Source organism: Pseudomonas tremae (assembly GCF_001401155.1).
Classification (GTDB): domain Bacteria; phylum Pseudomonadota; class Gammaproteobacteria; order Pseudomonadales; family Pseudomonadaceae; genus Aquipseudomonas; species Aquipseudomonas tremae.
This window is the reverse complement of record NZ_LJRO01000384.1, coordinates 18624-33937: the sequence shown is the minus strand read 5'-3', so window position 1 is coordinate 33937 and position 15314 is coordinate 18624. Positions and strand designations below refer to the sequence as shown.

Below are 15314 nucleotides of genomic sequence, written 5' to 3'. Positions count from 1 at the left end.
CGTTTACTCCTTCCAACTGCTGGGCGTGGGTTTGAACTCGCGCTCGGGTGCGGCAAAACCGCATGAACGGCCGTCGGTGTGCACCACGTCGTTCTCCCATGGCAGACGGTACTGGCCAGCGGTCAGGTCGCGCATGTAGGTGTAAGGGCAATCCTGAGCTCCGCCCTTGACCGCCACATAGCCACGATGACCGAACTGATAGATGTTGTTCTCGACACCCCAATGCACACGCGCCTCGCGGACCAGATCAGGTCGCAGTTCGCAGCAGACGATTTCGTCGGCCCTACCACCACCTTCGGCCATGATCGTGCCGTCGAAATCGACGAACATGGCTTCGCCCATCGAATCGAACGTGCCATCGGAGCCGCACATGCACACGCTCGCGGTCTGCATGAGGTTGGTGAACGCGTTGCTCTGGTTGGTGATTTTCCACGAGTGACGGATCGGAGCCGTGTAGCCAGCGGTGCGCAGCATGATGTTGGCACCTTTGTAGGCGCACTCGCGGGCCATTTCCGGGAACATGCCGTCGTGGCAGATGATCAACGCCAGCTTGCTGCCGCGCGGACCGTCGCATACCGGAATGCCCAGATCGCCCGGCTCCCAGGGCTCTACCGGTACCCACGGGTGCAGCTTGCGGTAGTACAGGCGAATGTCGCCAAGGTCATCGACGATCAGGCCGCTGTTGAACGGGTTGCCGTGGGGGTTGGCCTCCATGATCGAGAAGCAGCCCCATATGCTGTGTTCCTTGCACGCCTCGCGCAGCGCCATGACTTCCGGGCCATCGAGGCTGCACATGATGTCTGGCGCGGTGCTCATCGACAGGCCGTGCAGGGAATACTCGGGAAACACGATCAGGTCCATGCCTGGGTTGCTGCGCCGCGCCTTTGCCACCATGGCAACCACTTTCTGGGTTTGCACCCACAATGCCTCGCGGGTATGGGGATCGGGCAGCGCCAGTTGCGCCAGGCCGATCACCACGCCGTTGGGCGATTTGTTCAAACCACCAAGACCACTGGCCATGTCATGCCTCCTCGAAAAGATCGGTTCATCGCGTCAGGCTGAGTTCGCCGGGCGCGCCATTGAGCGTACGCCCGCGGCGGCAAGTGGCGTACATCACCACCAGCGTCAGCGCGTAAGGTGCTGCTGCAAACAGGTAGTAGCCGGTGCTGATGCCCACAGCCTGCAAGGCCGGTCCGATGGCCCCGGCGGCACCGAACAGCAGCGACGCCCATAGGCACGCCAATGGCCGCCAGCGGGCAAAAATCACCAGTGCAACCGCCATCAGCCCCTGACCGCTGGACAAGCCTTCGTTCCAGCTGCCGGGGTAGTAGAGCGACAGATAGGCCCCGCCAATCCCGGCCAGCCCGCCGCCGATTGCGGTGGCCACAACTCGTACCTTGAGCGGACGATAGCCCAGCGCCTGGGCGGTTTCGGCATGGTCGCCGACCAGCCGCAGCATCAGCCCCCACCGCGTAGTACGCAGCCCCCAGTGCAGGACGAACGCCAGTGCAGCGCCGACGAAGAACAGCACGTTGATGTTCAGCGCCGATCGCACGCGCTCTTCGTTACTCCAGGCCCCCAGCGCCAGTGAAGGCAGCATCGGCGCTTGTGGCTGGATAAAGGCTTTGCCAAGGAAGAATGCCAGCCCGGTGCCGAGCAGAATCAGGGCGATGCCGAATGCGATGTCGTTGACCCTTGGCAGCGAACAGGCCAGGCCGTGCAGGAGGCCCAACAGAATGCCGACCCCGGCCGCTGCGCAGACCCCCAGCCATGCCGAGCCGCTCAGGCACGCTACGGCATAGCCCGACATCGCACCGGCAACCAGAATGCCTTCCAGCCCGAGATTGATCCGGCCGCTTTTCTCGGTCAGGCATTCGCCCAGGCTGACGAATAGAAACGGCGTACCGACGCGGATCGCACCGGCCAGCAAAGCAAGCAGAAAGGTGCTCAGGTCGATGTCAGACATTTTGTAACGCTCCTTTGTCATCGACCGGTGGCTGCGGCGTCGTCAGCCTGATTTTCCAGGCGGCAATGCGCCCGCCAAGGGCTTCCCACAGCAGCAGGTTGGTGAACAGCAGCCCTTCGAGAATCAGCGTGGTGGCATCCGGCAGGCCAAGCCGCCGTTGCAGCAGTCCGCCGCTGGCTTCCAGCCCGCCCAGCAGTACGGCGCAGACGATAATTGCCAGCGGATGATGGCGCGCGGCGAATGCCACAAGAATGCCGCTGGTGCCATAGCCTGCAATCAACGCGGCGTTCGCGCTGCCTTGCACCGCCGTCACCTCGAACATGCCGGCCAGTCCTGCTGCCGCGCCACCCATAAGGCAACTGAGCAGAATCAGACGGTCCACCGGCAGGCCGATCATCAGGGCTGTACGCACGTTGCCGCCGACCACTGCCAGAGCAAAGCCCTTGACGCTGTGGCGCACCAGCACATACGCCAGCAGGCAGGCAACCACACCCGCCACCAGGCCCCAATGCACCTCAAAACCGTCGCTGATCGTACCGACCAGGTAGGCATCGTCCAGCGGTGGGGTCGAGGGCTTGTTCAGGCTTGCAGGATCACGCAGCGGGCCCTCCACAAGTTGTCGGAAAAGCGCCAGAGCGATGTAGGAAAGCAACAGACTGCTGATCGTCTCATTGACCCCACGGCGCTGGCGCATCCAGCCACTCAGGCCGATCCACAGAGCACCCACGGTCATCGCCGCCAAGGCCATGCCGCCGAGCATCAGTGCTGGAGGCAGATGGCCCAGCCATAGCGGTGTAACTGCCGCCGCCAGTCCACCGAGTACCAGCGCGCCTTCTCCCCCGATGATGATCAACCCGGCCCTGGCAGGCAGGGCGACGCAGAGCGCTGTGAGCATCAACGGCGCTGCACGCTGCAAGGTATTTTCCAGCGCGAACCAGGAGCCGAACGCGCCTTCGCCGACCAACTGCAGAGCCTGCCACGCGGGCTTGCCCTGAACAGCCAGAAACAGCCCGAACAGTACGCACGAGGAGCACACTGCCAGTAGCGTAGGCAGCCCCGGCAACAGCGCGCTGGCCAGACCGCGCAGACTTTTGGATGAACTCATGAACGTTCCTCAGAGCTGGCCAAGCACACCTTCGACCAAGTAATTCATGCTTTCCAGCGCAATGTCGGTCTGGGTTTGTGTCACGCCATCGTCAATCACTAACGCGCCCTTGTTGTCCTTGAGCGGCCCTTTGAAAATCACGAACTGGCCTGCCAGCATCTGCGCCTTGATGGCGTCTGCCTGTTGCTTTGCTTCAGCGTTGACGGCCGGGCCGTAGGCGGAAGTCTTTACGAAGCCTTCCTTGAGCCCGCCACGCAGAAAGTTGATCATCGGCGCGCCGCTCTGGGCTGCTGCGACGTGGGCGCGATAAGGTGTTTCCCAATTCCATTCGGCGCCTGTCAGGTAGCCTTTGGGTGCCAGCGCCGCCTGGCTGGCGTGATAGCCACAGGTCATGACGCCGCGTTTTTCGGCAGTCTCGACGATGACTTTAGGACCATCCACATGGCAGGTCAGCACGTCGCAGCCTTGATCGATCAAGCCGTTGGCGGCCTCGGCTTCCTTGACCGGCAACGACCAGTCTCCGGTGAAAATCACCGTGGTGACAATACTCGGGTCTACCGAGCGTGCGCCCATGGCGAATGCGTTGAGATTGCGCAGCACTTGAGGCACGGGTTTGGCGGCCACAAAGCCGAGCTTTTTGCTCTTGCTCATGTGCCCGGCAACCACGCCGTTCAGGTACTGCGCTTCGTCGATATAGCCAAAAAAGCTGCCAGCGTTCATCGGATCCCGGCCTTTCTGCCAAAGGCCACCGCAGTGGGCGAAACGCACGTCCGGGTACTTTTTCGCGACCTTGACCACATGCGGCTCGAAGTAGCCGAATGAGGTTGGGAAAATCAGTGTCGCGCCGTCCTGACGGATCATGGCTTCCATGGTTTTCTGCACCGCCACGGTTTCCGGGACGTTTTCCTCTTCGATGACTTTGACGTTGGGCAGCGTCTTGATAATGGCGGCTGCCTGAGCGTGGGCCTGGTTGTAACCAAAGTCGTCGCGAGCGCCGACGTAGATAAAACCCACCACCAATGGTGCGTCGGCTGAATAGGCACGACCAAAAGGCAGCGCTGCGCTCAGGCCGATAATGCCCGCCAACTTGATGAAACTGCGACGATCGACGTTCGACATGCGTGCTACCCCTGATCAATGAGCGATGAAAGATGTTTGCGCGGCGCGGTAGGCGCGCCAGCCTTTGAAATCAGTGATATCCAGCGCGCCTTCAAGGCCGGCGGGTTCACAGATGAAGCCCTTGACCCACCGGCCATCGGCCAATTGCAGCGAGCCGATGCCTAGCGGTGCAGGAATGGCCGCGACGAAAGCCCCGAACAGGCTCAGCGGGATCTCCCAGACTTCGACTTCGATGCAGGCGCCTTCGGCAGCCACGCGCACCAGGCCCGGTTTTGGCGGAGAAGTGCCTGCCAGTGCGTACAGGCGGTAGTCTGCGCTGGTGGTGGTCGCGCGCAGCAGGCGGGCACTGCTTTCCAGCAGTTGCCAATTGAGCGGTTGACCGACCAGGTGCGCGCCAACCACAGCGACCTGCACGGTCGGGCTGCTGCAGGGCAGGGGAGCCATCGCAATGGCCTCGCTCTGGTCTGCATTGCCGAACAGTGGCTGCCAGGCCGCTGCCATCTCTGCCAGACGCTGATCGGCACCCGCCGGCCCGATCAGGGTGATGCCCGCTGGTAAACCATCTGCACGATCTTTCGCCGGAATGGCAATGGCGCACATGTTCATCAGGTTGACGAAGTTGGTGTAATAACCGAGTCGGGAATTGAGTTCGACCGGGTTTTGCAACACCGCCTCGATGGTCGGCATGCACGGTGCGGTCGGCACCACCAGCACATCTACCTCTGCCAGCAATTGCTCTGCGGTGCGGGTCAGTTCTGCCAGACGGTAACGGGCGTTGAAGGTATCCACTGCGTCGAAGGATGCAGCGCTCTGCATGATGCCGCGCACCACCGGATGGATATCGTCGGCGTTGGTGTCAAAGAATTTTCCCACTGCCGCACGCCGTTCAGCCACCCACGGTCCTTGATAGAGCAGGGCTGCTGCTTCGGCGAAAACGTCAAAATCGATCTGTGTAATGGTTACCAGTGGATCGTCGCGCAAGGCCTCCAGCGCTTTTGCATACGCCGCTTGCGCCTGTGTATCGCCGAAGAACTCGCAGTCCCGTGCGACCGCGACACGTCGGGCCCGGCGCAGCACCGGCAAAGCCTGAACAGCAACACTGCCTGGGTCCAGCGAATCGTAAGCCGCAATAACCTGCGCCACTTGCCAGGCCTGCATCACATCCCTGGCAAATATGGACGGGCAGTCCAGCGTACGGCAAGCAGGCACAACACCTCGACTGCTGAACAGTCCAAGACTGGGCTTGAGCCCGACGATGCCATTGAAGCCTGCAGGCACTCGGCCCGAGCCAGCCGTGTCTGTGCCCAGTGCAAAACTCACATAACCACGTGCTACCGCCACCGCCGATCCCGAACTGGAACCGCCGCTGACGTAGGCCGGGTCAAGTGCGTTGCGCACCGGCCCGTAGGGCGACCTGACGCCTACCAGCCCGGTGGCGAACTGATCGAGGTTGGTCTTGCCGATCAGAATCGCGCCGCTGTCGAGCAGCAGCTGTAAGACGTGAGCATTCTCCTTGGGCACATAGGCGAACGCCGGGCAGGCGGCCGTGGTAGGCATTCCAGCTACATCAAAATTGTCCTTGACCGCAAACGGCACACCGAACAACGGCAGTTGTTCATACACCGACTCGCCCAGCGCTCTGGCCAACTCATCCAGCGCTGCCGCCCGGTCGATGAGGTCTGGCAAGGACACGCGATGAATCCAGACTTCTGGTCGATCGTCCTTATCAATGTGCGTCGTCAGGGTGTTTACGAACGCTTTCAGGTTCACATCGCCTGAGCGTAAAGCCGACTGTAATTCGAAAATGTCGAGTGCGGTCATAGTGGTGTTCATTCATGTATACAAGATGAATAGACACATTTGCAGGTTATGGGCCAACGTTGGCCGAGCCTTGGTTTGCAGGGGAACGGAACGCGGGAAGAGACTTTTTCGACGCAATCATGCGTCATGCTTGCGCTTGAAAAACCCGACATGCCCAACGATGGGGCATGCCGGATTGGTTATTCGTAAGCTCAAACTCAGGACCTGAGCAACGTCAACAGCGTTTGCTCAGCTCTCGCAGAACCTGATCCGGTTGCCGAAAGGGTCACAGACTTCCAGTACCTTGCCCCAGCCTTGCTGAACAATAGCCGGGCGCGCATAACCATACCGTGTGCTGATCAGTTCATCGCGCAATTGCTCGATGTTCTGAGTCGGTATGAACACTGCCGCCCCTGGGCAGGCATCGCCATGATGTTCGGAAAGGTGCAGGTGCAGCCCGTTTCGGACGATCCCCAGATACAGCGGCAGATCAGCCTCGAAGCGGTGCTCGAACTCTACGCTGAAACCGAGGAAGTCGAGGTAAAACTCACGCGCCTTGCGTTCGTCGAACATCCGCAGTATCGGGATGGCACTGCTGAAAGTGGCAGTGGCTTGCTCGGTCGTGGACATGGCTAATCCTTTAGGTGAGGGCGACTGTTCAAGAGGGTTAGAGCTCTTTCTTCAAGTGCTTCTCGATCTGCTCAAGCGACTTGCCTTTTGTTTCCGGCAGGCACAGGAAGACAAATATCAGTGAGCCGACGTTGATGGCCGCGAAGATAAAGAACGTCGGGTTGCCGATCGTATCGACTGCGATAGGGAAGGTAAACGCTACCGATGCGTTGAACAACCATTGCATCGACACCGCCGTACCGGTCAGCAATCCTCGTACCTGCATGGGGAACAGCTCAGACATCAGCAGCCAGTACACCGGCGAAATACACATCTGCATGAACAGCAGAAACACCAGAATGCAGGCGAGAGCGGTGTAGCTCTGCGTCAGGTTCTGCGGCATGAATTGCAATACACAGCCCAGTGCAGCCTGCATCAGAATCACGATAACCAGACCGGTCATCAGCAGATGCCGACGCCCGTAACGGCCAATGGCCCATATCCCCAGCAGGGTCGCGATGACTGATACCACGCCGTTGCCGATGGTCGCGGTCAGCGCCGCGTTGGTGCCCATCCCGGTATTTTTAAGGATGATCGGTGTGTAGTACATGAACGCGTTCACACCTGTTAGCTGCGCGGTGAACCCCAGGCCAATACCGATCAGCAACAATTTGATGACCCAGCGCTGGCGCAATAACTCCTTGGCTTTTGGACGGTGGCGAGCCTGCTCGTCCTGCGCTTTCATCTCGTCTATTTCACGCTGCGCGTCTTCCTTGTTGGTGCGCAGTTGCCCCAGTACGTCATGCGCTTCGTCGAAACGACCCTTGGACGCCAGCCAGCGTGGCGAGGGCGGCACGAAGAATGTTCCGACCAGTAGCAACACGCCGGGCACCATCGCGATGGCCAGCATGTAACGCCAGATACCCGGTGTGTGCAGCAATGCCGCCATGACCGCGCTCAGCACATAGGCGAGCAACTGGCCACTGACGATCATCAGTTCGTTACGACTGACCAGCCGGGCACGACGTGAAGGGCCCGCGATTTCAGCGATGAACACTGGCACTGTTGCCGAGCCGCCGCCCACTGCGATACCCAGAAGAAGGCGCGCAGCCACCATGAACGGTATGGAAGGCGCAATGGCGGTGCCCAGCGCGCCGGCGATGAACAGCACCGACAGCAGGCGCAGCGTCAGACGCCGTCCGAAACGGTCAGAGATGTAGCCGCTGGCAAGCGAGCCAAATGCGGCACCGACGATCAGCGAGGCAGTGACCATGCCTTCGCTGTAAGCATCCAGACCGAGCCCGCCCTGATCGACAGGCAGCGTCATGAAGGGCAGGGCACCTGCAATGATGCCGGTGTCATAACCGAACGCGAGTGCGCCCATGGTTGCCACGAGCACGGAGATGAAGATGAGTCTGTTGGGTGAGATGTTTTGCCGACCTTGCTGATCAGCCGCTGATACTGAAGTGCTACCTGAAGACATGAATCTGAAGTCCTTCGTTTGAAACCAGCGTCGTGCCAGTACATAGATGTCAGGCTTAGGGCGGTGTCGGTCTTGCTAGTTCCCTACAAAAACGGTCGGGTATGCAATTACTGCGGGTTTCATTGCCCGAAAACCCCATGCCCGGCTGGTATTCAACTGCTCACCCAAAGGCCGGTTCATGGGGCTGGATGCCGAGGGCCGAAGTATCAGCTTTTCAGAGAATGTTTTTTACACGTTTTGCGACGGCAAAATTATCGATGTCTGGTCGGTCATCGACAAGGCTGTCGTGGAACGCGAGCTACGTTGCGAGCCATTGGCTGCGCCGAGCGACCGAGGTATCTGAAGCCTCGGGGTCGGCAGCATTCATCGAATATCATTCATTTCAGGGCACTCCCTGGCTGTGAGGCAGTCTTTTCTAGACACATCACTCTCACCCGGCGGAGCCCTGCATGATTATTGTCCATCACCTTAACAACTCACGCTCGCAACGTATTCTCTGGCTTCTTGAAGAGCTGGGCCTGCCTTACGAGATCAAACGCTATCAGCGCGACCCGAAAACCAACCTCGCGCCACCGGAACTCAAGGCTATCCATCCGCTGGGCAAATCTCCTGTGATCGAAGACGGCCCGCACGTGGTAATCGAGTCGGGCGCGATTGTCGATTACCTGATTCGTCGTCATGGCGATGGCCGCCTGCAACCGGACCCGGCCAGCGCTACTTATGATGAATACGTGCAATGGCTGCACTTTGCCGAAGGTTCGGCCATCCTGCCGTTGATGCTCAACCTGTACGTTGGACGCCTGGGTGATGCTGGCGCGCCGCTGCACCCACGAATCGAGTCCGAGCTGGCCAACTACTTGGGCTACCTGAACAATTCGTTGGGGCTGACCCCTTACTTGTTGGGCGACGAGCTGAGCGGCGCGGATATTCAGATGAGTTTCATCGGCGAATTTGCCAACGCCCAAGGCATGCTGCAGCCGTACCCGAATGTCTCCGCCTGGGTGCAAAGACTTCAGGCCAGACCTGCGTATCGCAAGGCGCTGGAGCAGGGCGGTGAATACGCGTTTGCCAAGTAATTAGCCAGCCGCCACTAAAATGCTGGTGCTGCAGGCTTACAGAAGGTCAGGTAAGGAAAGTTTGTTTTTGCTCCCGCTGCCTGGCCTTGCGGTCTTTGACGTCGTGGCTCGCGAGTTGTGTAATCCACTTCCATAAAGGTTATCGGGTGAACAAGGTTGAGATCCGGAAAATCAGCTGTTTGCCTCAACAGGTTCTGATATTGAAAGAAGAGGCTGATGCGGAAGGGTTCAGGTTTCTTGCCCGGCTGGTGGAGGAATGGGAGTCCGGGACAAATCGGTTCGATGGGAAAGGAGAATGCCTCATGGCCGCATTTCTGGACGGCTGTCTGGTGGGCATTGGAGGTCTTTCACGCGATCCTTTTATCGAGGGGGAAGTTGGCAGGTTGCGCAGGCTTTATGTATCAAGCGCCTCAAGAGGCCAGAACATTGGAACAACGCTGGTGAACCATCTTGTCGAGCATGCGGCCGAGTGCTTCTCTGTCGTACGCCTGTTCACTGATACTTCAAGTGCGGCCGGATTCTACCTACGCTGCGGTTTTCAACCCGTGAACGACAGGCATGCGAGCCACGTCAGGGTTCTTGAAGATGCTTGAAGTCTGCCTTGCCTGATCTTCGCTCTCCTGTCGTTCCCACAGATCCTTACACCACGGCGTCATTAATCAGTGCTCGTTTGCTATAACGGGATCTTGATCCGACTCCGCTGCCATCTTCAACCGGTCAGCCTTGCTTACGTACTTTGTCTTGCTCGCTGGCGCCAGTTTGGCACTGGCCTTCTTGGCGTAAGCTTTCAACAGCTGTTGTATCTTTTTACGGCGATTCATATTGATCTACTCGGCGTGCAGGTCGCGCAATGGTATCAGCTTGAATATCGCTGCCGCGCCAATGCGTTGAACGGGTTTGCATGACATTAGGCTCTGCGTCGTTCATTCATTGAACGTGCACCCTGACATCCAGCCCTTCTGCTGCATCCGGAGCACGAAAGTAGCTGGTGATGAGCCTGAACTCCGCGTCAGTGGCTGAAAAGTCATGCTCGGCTTTCTCATTGCGGGCGTGCAGCCGGGCGAGGCAGACATCATCGTCGACGTCCAGATAATGCAGACAGTGCGGCACCTGCGCATCGTCCGCCAGACTGCGAAGCCACTTGCGATCTGCGACAGTGTTGGCAGGGAAGTCCAGAACCACCGCAACACCTGATCTCAGAATGCTGACGACCAGCGGACCGAGAACATCGCGAATCCTGCGTGCAAGCCTTATATAGTCCGCCACTGACTTGATGTCGTCAGGGTAAAGTCCTGAAAGCCAGCTGTCCTCGCTCAGCAGAATGGCTGAATGCTCTACGGAAAGTGCCTTTGCGAGTGTCGATTTACCTGATGCAATCTTGCCGCACATGAGGTGAAGTGCCGGAGCTGGCATGAAGATGCGTCCTGTTGTCGAACCGCGAAGTATGCATCCCTAGGGGAACGTTTAGACCGGGATGCTTCTGACATCTGCCATGCAGATCAACCCAACACGTTCAGCGAGTCACTGAATTCACACCGACGATCATCGCCGCCGAGGTTATCGGGCAAAAAAGCTGTGAGGTCATAAGGTAGCAACAGCGTATCGAGTGCCAGAGAAAACGGTACGTCTATCAGCCAGGGCCAGGTAGACGCCACATCTTTGGTGCCCCACGCCCATCCATGTCGTGTACCGGGGTAGATGCAACGTTCACCATCCAGATGATATGCCAGGCTCCAGCAGCCGCTGAGTGATAAAAACATGAAAATTAGCAGACATCTCGTGATCATACATTCCCTTGTCGCGTACTGATTCAGAGTGAGTGCCATTCTACTCAGTTGCTCGGACATCGATCCAGCCACCGCTGAGCACGGTGCAAGTTAGGGGGACGCTTCATGGGCCGCAAGCAAAGGCCGCTACACCACTCAAGCCGGTTTTGCGGCAATCATCCTGCCGAGCGCACGGGTAATGTCTTGCGTTGCCTGCCTGGTCTGCTCCCCTGGCAGTTGATCGAACATGTGCGGCACGCCCTGATAGACGTGCAGCTCTACGGGCACTCCCGAGCGCGACAAGGTCAGCCCGAAAGCCAGGTCCTCTTCCAGAAACAGATCGAGTGCGCCGACGCAGATAAACGTTGCAGGCAAGCCGCTTAAATCGTCGGCCAGCGCTGGCGAAAACAGTGTCGCGCGATCGTCATTCAGTGCGTAACTGCCCCGCAGGCATTCCCAGCAAAAATGGTTGGCCTGGCGCGACCAACTTAACGTGCCGGTAGTCGGGTTGGGCGATGACGAGTCGGGCGAGCCTGTTCTGTGATCCAGCATCGGGTAGATCAGGACCAGTCCGCCTATTTCATGGGTAGCTGTGTTTCTTGCAAGAATCGCCAGTGCGGCAGCAAGCCCGCCGCCTGCGCTGTGGCCCATGATCACCACGTTACGGATGTCGATATTCAGTTTCGGGCCGTTACAGAATGTCCATTCCAGCGCTGCGTGGCAGTCTTCGAGCGGGATCGGGAATGGATGCTCGGGTGCAAGCCGGTAATCGACTGCAACGACTATGGCCTGGAGCTCTATTGCCAGCTCTGCCAGGTAATCGTCGGCCATCTCCGGGCTGCCCAGGACAAAGCCGCCACCGTGGATATACAGGATGGCCGGGAGTTTGCTGTTATTGCTGTTGCCGGGCGGCAGGCCGGGCCTGTAGATACACAGCCTGATACCTTCGCCTGGCTCGCCGGCGGTCCAGTATTGTTCACTGCGAGACGCCGTTGTCGTCGTCCATGCGGAGCCCACCCTGGTCCTGATGCCAGGCAGGGTTTCAGATGTCCAGTTGCTCGAAGGCTCATCCATGAACGAGTGATAGGCCGGGTCCAGCAATTCATGTGCGTCCAACGGTTACCTCCGATGCGCAGGGAAAGTATCCCTGCGCATGTCAGTGTTTAAAGCCAGGCTTTGATTTGCGTGCAGACTGCTGGTGTCGAAATGCCGTAACGATCATGCAGTGTAGGCAGCGCGCCAGCATCCAGAAAGGCGTCCGGCAGGGCGATTTGTCTGAAGGTCGGCGTCACGCCATTGCGCAGTAGTACCGTCGCCACAGCCTCGCCCAGCCCTCCGATAATCGAATGGTTTTCCGCGGTCACCACCAGTCGTCCCGGTTTTCCGGCTTCGGCCAGAATGGTCTGCTCGTCCAGCGGCTTGATGGTCGGCACGTGCAGCACTGCAACATCGACACCGTCAGCCTGAAGCGCCTTGGCTGCTTCCAGCGCACGCATGGTCATCAGACCGGTGGAAATGATCAGCACGTCGTTACCGGTACGCAAGGTCTTGGCTTTGCCGATCTCGAACGTGTAACCGTACTCGTCCAGCACCAGCGGTACGTTACCGCGCAGCAAGCGCATGTACACCGGGCCCTGATGCGCAGCGATTGCCGGCACGGCCTGCTCGATTTCCAGTGCATCGCACGGGTCGACAATCATCAGGTTGGGCATGGCCCGGAAGATCGCCAGGTCGTCGGTTGCCTGATGGCTGGGGCCGTAACCGGTGGTCAGGCCTGGCAGCCCGCAGACGATCTTGACGTTCAGGTTGTCTTCGGCAATTGCCATGCAGATGAAGTCGTAGGCGCGCCTGGACGCGAACACCGCGTAGGTGGTGGCGAATGGCACAAAGCCTTCCCGCGCCATGCCCGCAGCCGCACTCATCAACAGTTGCTCGGCCATGCCCATCTGATAGAAACGTTCCGGGTGAGCTTTGGCGAAGATATGCAGGTCGGTGTATTTGGACAGGTCAGCTGACAGCCCGACGATATCCTGGCGTTGGTCTGCCAGTGCCGCCAGCGCATGCCCGAACGGCGCCGGGCGAGTGGCCTGGCCTTCTGAGGCGATAGACGCAATCATCGCCGATGTGGTCAGTTTTTTCTTCGCGACGACGACCGGTGTCGCCTTTTGATCAGTGGAACTCATACGGTTTTCCCCTCGTCGAGGTTGCTCAGCGCAATGTCCCATTCATGCTCGTCCACACGAATGAAGTGGGTCTTTTCGCGGGTTTCCAGAAACGCCACGCCTTTGCCCATTTTCGTGTCGCAGATGATTACCCTTGGCTGCGCGCCCTGATGCTGGCGAGCCGCGTCGAAGGCTGCTACCAACGCGTTAAGATCGTTGCCGTCGACCCGTTGGGTGAACCAGCCGAACGCCTGCCAGCGGTCGACGATGGGTTCGAACGCAAGCACCTCACTGGCGTGGCCATCTGCCTGCTGGTTGTTCACATCAATGATCGCGATCAGGTTGTCCAGCTTCCAGTGCGAGGCCGACATGGCCGCCTCCCAAGTGGAGCCTTCGTTCAGTTCGCCGTCCGACAGCAGGTTGTAGACGAAGGAACGGGAGTTCTTGCGCTTCAGGCCCAGACAGGCACCTACGGCAATACCCAGACCATGGCCCAGCGAGCCGCCGGTGATTTCCATTCCCGGAGTGTAAGTCGCCATGCCTGACATGGGCAGACGGCTGTCATCCGAGCCATAGGTTTCCAGCTCGTCAAGCGGGATGATCCCGGCTTCGATTAGTGCTGCATACAGTGCAATCGCGTAGTGGCCGATCGACAGGTAAAAACGGTCACGCAGCTCCCATTCAGGGTCTTCAGGCTTGTAGCTCATGGCGTGAAAGTAGGACACGGCAAGCAGGTCGGCGGCGCCGAGTGCCTGTCCGACATAACCCTGGCCCTGGACCTGGCCCATGCGCAATGCATGTCGGCGGATATTGTGAGCCCGCTGCGCCAGCGAGCTGGAGGGGGTAGATAAAGCGTGGGTTGTCATGTTGGTTACTCCGTTGACTCAACGATTGACCGAGGCGGCAGGAATACGCAGCACCAGGTACGCGCCGATGAACAGCACGCCGGTGATCAGGTACATGCCGATGGCGCTTGAGCCGGTCGTGGTGGTGATCCAGCCGATCAGGTAGGGCGAGTAGAAGCCCGCCAGATTGGCGAAGCTGTTGATCCCGGCGATGCCGGCGGCGGCAGACACGCCGCCAAGCAGGGTGGTGGGCAGCATCCAGAACATCGAGGACGCAGACAGGATGCCTGCTGCCGCGAGGCACAGGCTAAGCACCGAAAGCAGCAGATTGCCGCCGAACAGCGCCGCCAGGCTCAGCCCCAACGCACCCGCAATCATCGGGCCGACCAGGTGCCAGCGCCGCTCGCGGTGCTTGTCGCCGCTGCGGCCCATCAACAGCATCACGATGATCGCGCACAGATAGGGAAGACTGGTCATCAGGCCGATATGCAATGGGTCGGAAACGCCTGCATTACGGATCAGCGTCGGTAGCCAGAAGGTGATCGCGTACTGGCCCATCACCACGCAGAAGTAGATGCACGCCAACAGCCACAAACGGCGGTCGCGAATGAATGCTCCGACTGAAGCGTGTACCACCTTCTGGCTGTTGTCCTCTTCCAGCTCCTTGTTTAGCAGCTGTTTTTCTTCATGCGAGAGCCAGGTTGCCTGGTGCACGCCATCCTTGAGGTAACTCAGCACCAGCAAGCCGACAACGACCGTAGGAATCGCTTCCAGAACAAACATCCACTGCCAGCCCGCCCAGCCATGGAAACCTGCAAAGCTGGTCATGATGTAGCCCGAAAGGGGGCCGCCGATCATGCCGGACAGCGGAATGGCGATGAACCACAGCACGGTCATGCGCGCGCGACGATAGGAGGGGAACCAGTACGTCAGGTAGAGCAGCAGTCCGGGTGCCAGGCCAGCTTCCGCAACCCCGAGCAGAAAGCGCAGGGCGTAGAATTGCCAGGCAGTTTCGACAAAGGCGAAGAGTGCGGAAATGATGCCCCAGGAGATCATGATGCGGGCGATCCAGCGTCTGGCACCGACGCGGTGAAGGATCAGGTTGCTGGGCACCTCGCAAAGGAAATAACCGATGAAGAACATTCCGGCGCCAAGCCCGTAGACGGTTTCGCTGAAGGCCAGGTCGTTCATCATCTGCAGTTTGGCGAAGCCGACATTGACGCGATCCAGGTACGCGCACAGATAGCACAGCATCAGGAACGGCATCAGTCGCCAGGCGGTCTTGCGGTAGGCATTTGCGCGCGTGGTCGAAGCCGCGTCGAGCGTCATGGTGGTTATCATGATGGTCTGATCTCTTGTTTTTATAGATCGCCAGGCAACCGC

16 protein-coding genes and 1 pseudogene are annotated in these 15314 nt (G+C 59.2%); 3 read left to right on the top strand and 14 right to left on the bottom strand.

Going from position 1 to position 15314, the window contains the following annotated elements; genetic code table 11:
* Window positions 1-3: 3 nt before the first annotated feature.
* From ALO43_RS21440 to ALO43_RS21410, 7 genes are all read right to left on the bottom strand, one after another.
* Complete coding sequence (locus ALO43_RS21440) at window positions 4-1020, bottom strand: formamidase (RefSeq protein ID WP_024671284.1); 1017 nt, start codon at window positions 1018-1020, stop codon at window positions 4-6.
* 25 nt (window positions 1021-1045) lie between these two features.
* On the bottom strand, window positions 1046-1966 hold the full coding sequence (locus ALO43_RS21435; RefSeq protein ID WP_024671283.1) for an ABC transporter permease: 921 nt from the start codon (window positions 1964-1966) through the stop codon (window positions 1046-1048).
* Window positions 1959-3071, bottom strand: a complete 1113-nt coding sequence (locus ALO43_RS21430) for an ABC transporter permease (RefSeq protein ID WP_024671282.1) — start codon at window positions 3069-3071, stop codon at window positions 1959-1961. The genes ALO43_RS21435 and ALO43_RS21430 overlap by 8 nt, the downstream gene beginning before the upstream one ends.
* Before the next feature lie 9 nt (window positions 3072-3080).
* Window positions 3081-4190, bottom strand: coding sequence for a BMP family ABC transporter substrate-binding protein (locus ALO43_RS21425; RefSeq protein ID WP_024671281.1), 1110 nt, complete (start codon window positions 4188-4190; stop codon window positions 3081-3083).
* 15 nt (window positions 4191-4205) lie between these two features.
* Window positions 4206-6011, bottom strand: coding sequence for an allophanate hydrolase (gene atzF / locus ALO43_RS21420; protein WP_024671280.1), 1806 nt, complete (start codon window positions 6009-6011; stop codon window positions 4206-4208).
* Window positions 6012-6239: 228 nt separating this feature from the next.
* Window positions 6240-6620, bottom strand: a complete 381-nt coding sequence (locus tag ALO43_RS21415; RefSeq protein WP_024691736.1) for a glyoxalase superfamily protein — start codon at window positions 6618-6620, stop codon at window positions 6240-6242.
* 37 nt (window positions 6621-6657) lie between these two features.
* Window positions 6658-8082 (bottom strand): sugar porter family MFS transporter, encoded by a 1425-nt coding sequence (locus ALO43_RS21410; protein ID WP_005891516.1) that lies wholly within the window; start codon window positions 8080-8082, stop codon window positions 6658-6660.
* Between the two features lie 139 nt (window positions 8083-8221).
* On the opposite strand from ALO43_RS21410, the pseudogene ALO43_RS29410 reads away from it, so the two are divergent.
* From ALO43_RS29410 to ALO43_RS21400, 3 genes and pseudogenes are all read left to right on the top strand, one after another.
* A pseudogene (locus ALO43_RS29410) lies at window positions 8222-8425 on the top strand (ester cyclase); the annotation flags it as partial.
* A 106-nt stretch (window positions 8426-8531) separates the two neighbouring features.
* Window positions 8532-9158 (top strand): glutathione S-transferase family protein, encoded by a 627-nt coding sequence (locus tag ALO43_RS21405; protein ID WP_024691735.1) that lies wholly within the window; start codon window positions 8532-8534, stop codon window positions 9156-9158.
* A gap of 146 nt (window positions 9159-9304) precedes the next feature.
* A complete protein-coding gene (locus ALO43_RS21400; RefSeq protein WP_005891520.1) occupies window positions 9305-9751 on the top strand; it encodes a GNAT family N-acetyltransferase in 447 nt (148 codons plus the stop codon).
* Between the two features lie 66 nt (window positions 9752-9817).
* Here the strand turns inward: ALO43_RS21400 and ALO43_RS29405 are convergent, their stop codons facing one another.
* From ALO43_RS29405 to ALO43_RS21370, 7 genes are all read right to left on the bottom strand, one after another.
* Window positions 9818-9979 (bottom strand): DUF2986 domain-containing protein, encoded by a 162-nt coding sequence (locus ALO43_RS29405; RefSeq protein ID WP_080268073.1) that lies wholly within the window; start codon window positions 9977-9979, stop codon window positions 9818-9820.
* A gap of 106 nt (window positions 9980-10085) precedes the next feature.
* A complete protein-coding gene (locus ALO43_RS21395) occupies window positions 10086-10571 on the bottom strand; it encodes a P-loop nucleotide/nucleoside kinase family protein (protein ID WP_005891523.1) in 486 nt (161 codons plus the stop codon).
* Between the two features lie 86 nt (window positions 10572-10657).
* Window positions 10658-10945, bottom strand: a complete 288-nt coding sequence (locus tag ALO43_RS21390) for a YceK/YidQ family lipoprotein (RefSeq protein WP_024671277.1) — start codon at window positions 10943-10945, stop codon at window positions 10658-10660.
* A gap of 135 nt (window positions 10946-11080) precedes the next feature.
* On the bottom strand, window positions 11081-12040 hold the full coding sequence (locus tag ALO43_RS21385; RefSeq protein ID WP_024671276.1) for an alpha/beta hydrolase: 960 nt from the start codon (window positions 12038-12040) through the stop codon (window positions 11081-11083).
* A gap of 47 nt (window positions 12041-12087) precedes the next feature.
* Complete coding sequence (locus ALO43_RS21380) at window positions 12088-13107, bottom strand: transketolase family protein (RefSeq protein ID WP_053480686.1); 1020 nt, start codon at window positions 13105-13107, stop codon at window positions 12088-12090.
* The gene (locus ALO43_RS21375) at window positions 13104-13952 is read right to left on the bottom strand and encodes a transketolase (protein ID WP_024671275.1); all 849 of its coding nucleotides are present in this window, start codon (window positions 13950-13952) and stop codon (window positions 13104-13106) included. The genes ALO43_RS21380 and ALO43_RS21375 overlap by 4 nt, the downstream gene beginning before the upstream one ends.
* An 18-nt stretch (window positions 13953-13970) precedes the next feature.
* On the bottom strand, window positions 13971-15272 hold the full coding sequence (locus ALO43_RS21370; protein WP_053480685.1) for an MFS transporter: 1302 nt from the start codon (window positions 15270-15272) through the stop codon (window positions 13971-13973).
* Between the last annotated feature and the right edge of the window lie 42 nt (window positions 15273-15314).

Bases quoted from the DNA above. Each gene is read 5' to 3' on its own strand.
- ALO43_RS21430 (WP_024671282.1), bottom strand. From the start codon at position 3,071: ATGAGTTCATCCAAAAGTCTGCGCGGTCTGGCCAGCGCGCTGTTGCCG.
- ALO43_RS21390 (WP_024671277.1), bottom strand. From the start codon at position 10,945: ATGATCACGAGATGTCTGCTAATTTTCATGTTTTTATCACTCAGCGGC.
- ALO43_RS29405 (WP_080268073.1), bottom strand. From the start codon at position 9,979: ATGAATCGCCGTAAAAAGATACAACAGCTGTTGAAAGCTTACGCCAAG.
- ALO43_RS21380 (WP_053480686.1), bottom strand. From the start codon at position 13,107: ATGAGTTCCACTGATCAAAAGGCGACACCGGTCGTCGTCGCGAAGAAA.
- ALO43_RS21375 (WP_024671275.1), bottom strand. From the start codon at position 13,952: ATGACAACCCACGCTTTATCTACCCCCTCCAGCTCGCTGGCGCAGCGG.
- ALO43_RS21435 (WP_024671283.1), bottom strand. From the start codon at position 1,966: ATGTCTGACATCGACCTGAGCACCTTTCTGCTTGCTTTGCTGGCCGGT.
- ALO43_RS21410 (WP_005891516.1), bottom strand. From the start codon at position 8,082: ATGTCTTCAGGTAGCACTTCAGTATCAGCGGCTGATCAGCAAGGTCGG.
- ALO43_RS21405 (WP_024691735.1), top strand. From the start codon at position 8,532: ATGATTATTGTCCATCACCTTAACAACTCACGCTCGCAACGTATTCTC.
- ALO43_RS21415 (WP_024691736.1), bottom strand. From the start codon at position 6,620: ATGTCCACGACCGAGCAAGCCACTGCCACTTTCAGCAGTGCCATCCCG.
- ALO43_RS21425 (WP_024671281.1), bottom strand. From the start codon at position 4,190: ATGTCGAACGTCGATCGTCGCAGTTTCATCAAGTTGGCGGGCATTATC.
- ALO43_RS21395 (WP_005891523.1), bottom strand. From the start codon at position 10,571: ATGCCAGCTCCGGCACTTCACCTCATGTGCGGCAAGATTGCATCAGGT.
- ALO43_RS21440 (WP_024671284.1), bottom strand. From the start codon at position 1,020: ATGGCCAGTGGTCTTGGTGGTTTGAACAAATCGCCCAACGGCGTGGTG.
- ALO43_RS21370 (WP_053480685.1), bottom strand. From the start codon at position 15,272: ATGATAACCACCATGACGCTCGACGCGGCTTCGACCACGCGCGCAAAT.
- atzF (WP_024671280.1), bottom strand. From the start codon at position 6,011: ATGACCGCACTCGACATTTTCGAATTACAGTCGGCTTTACGCTCAGGC.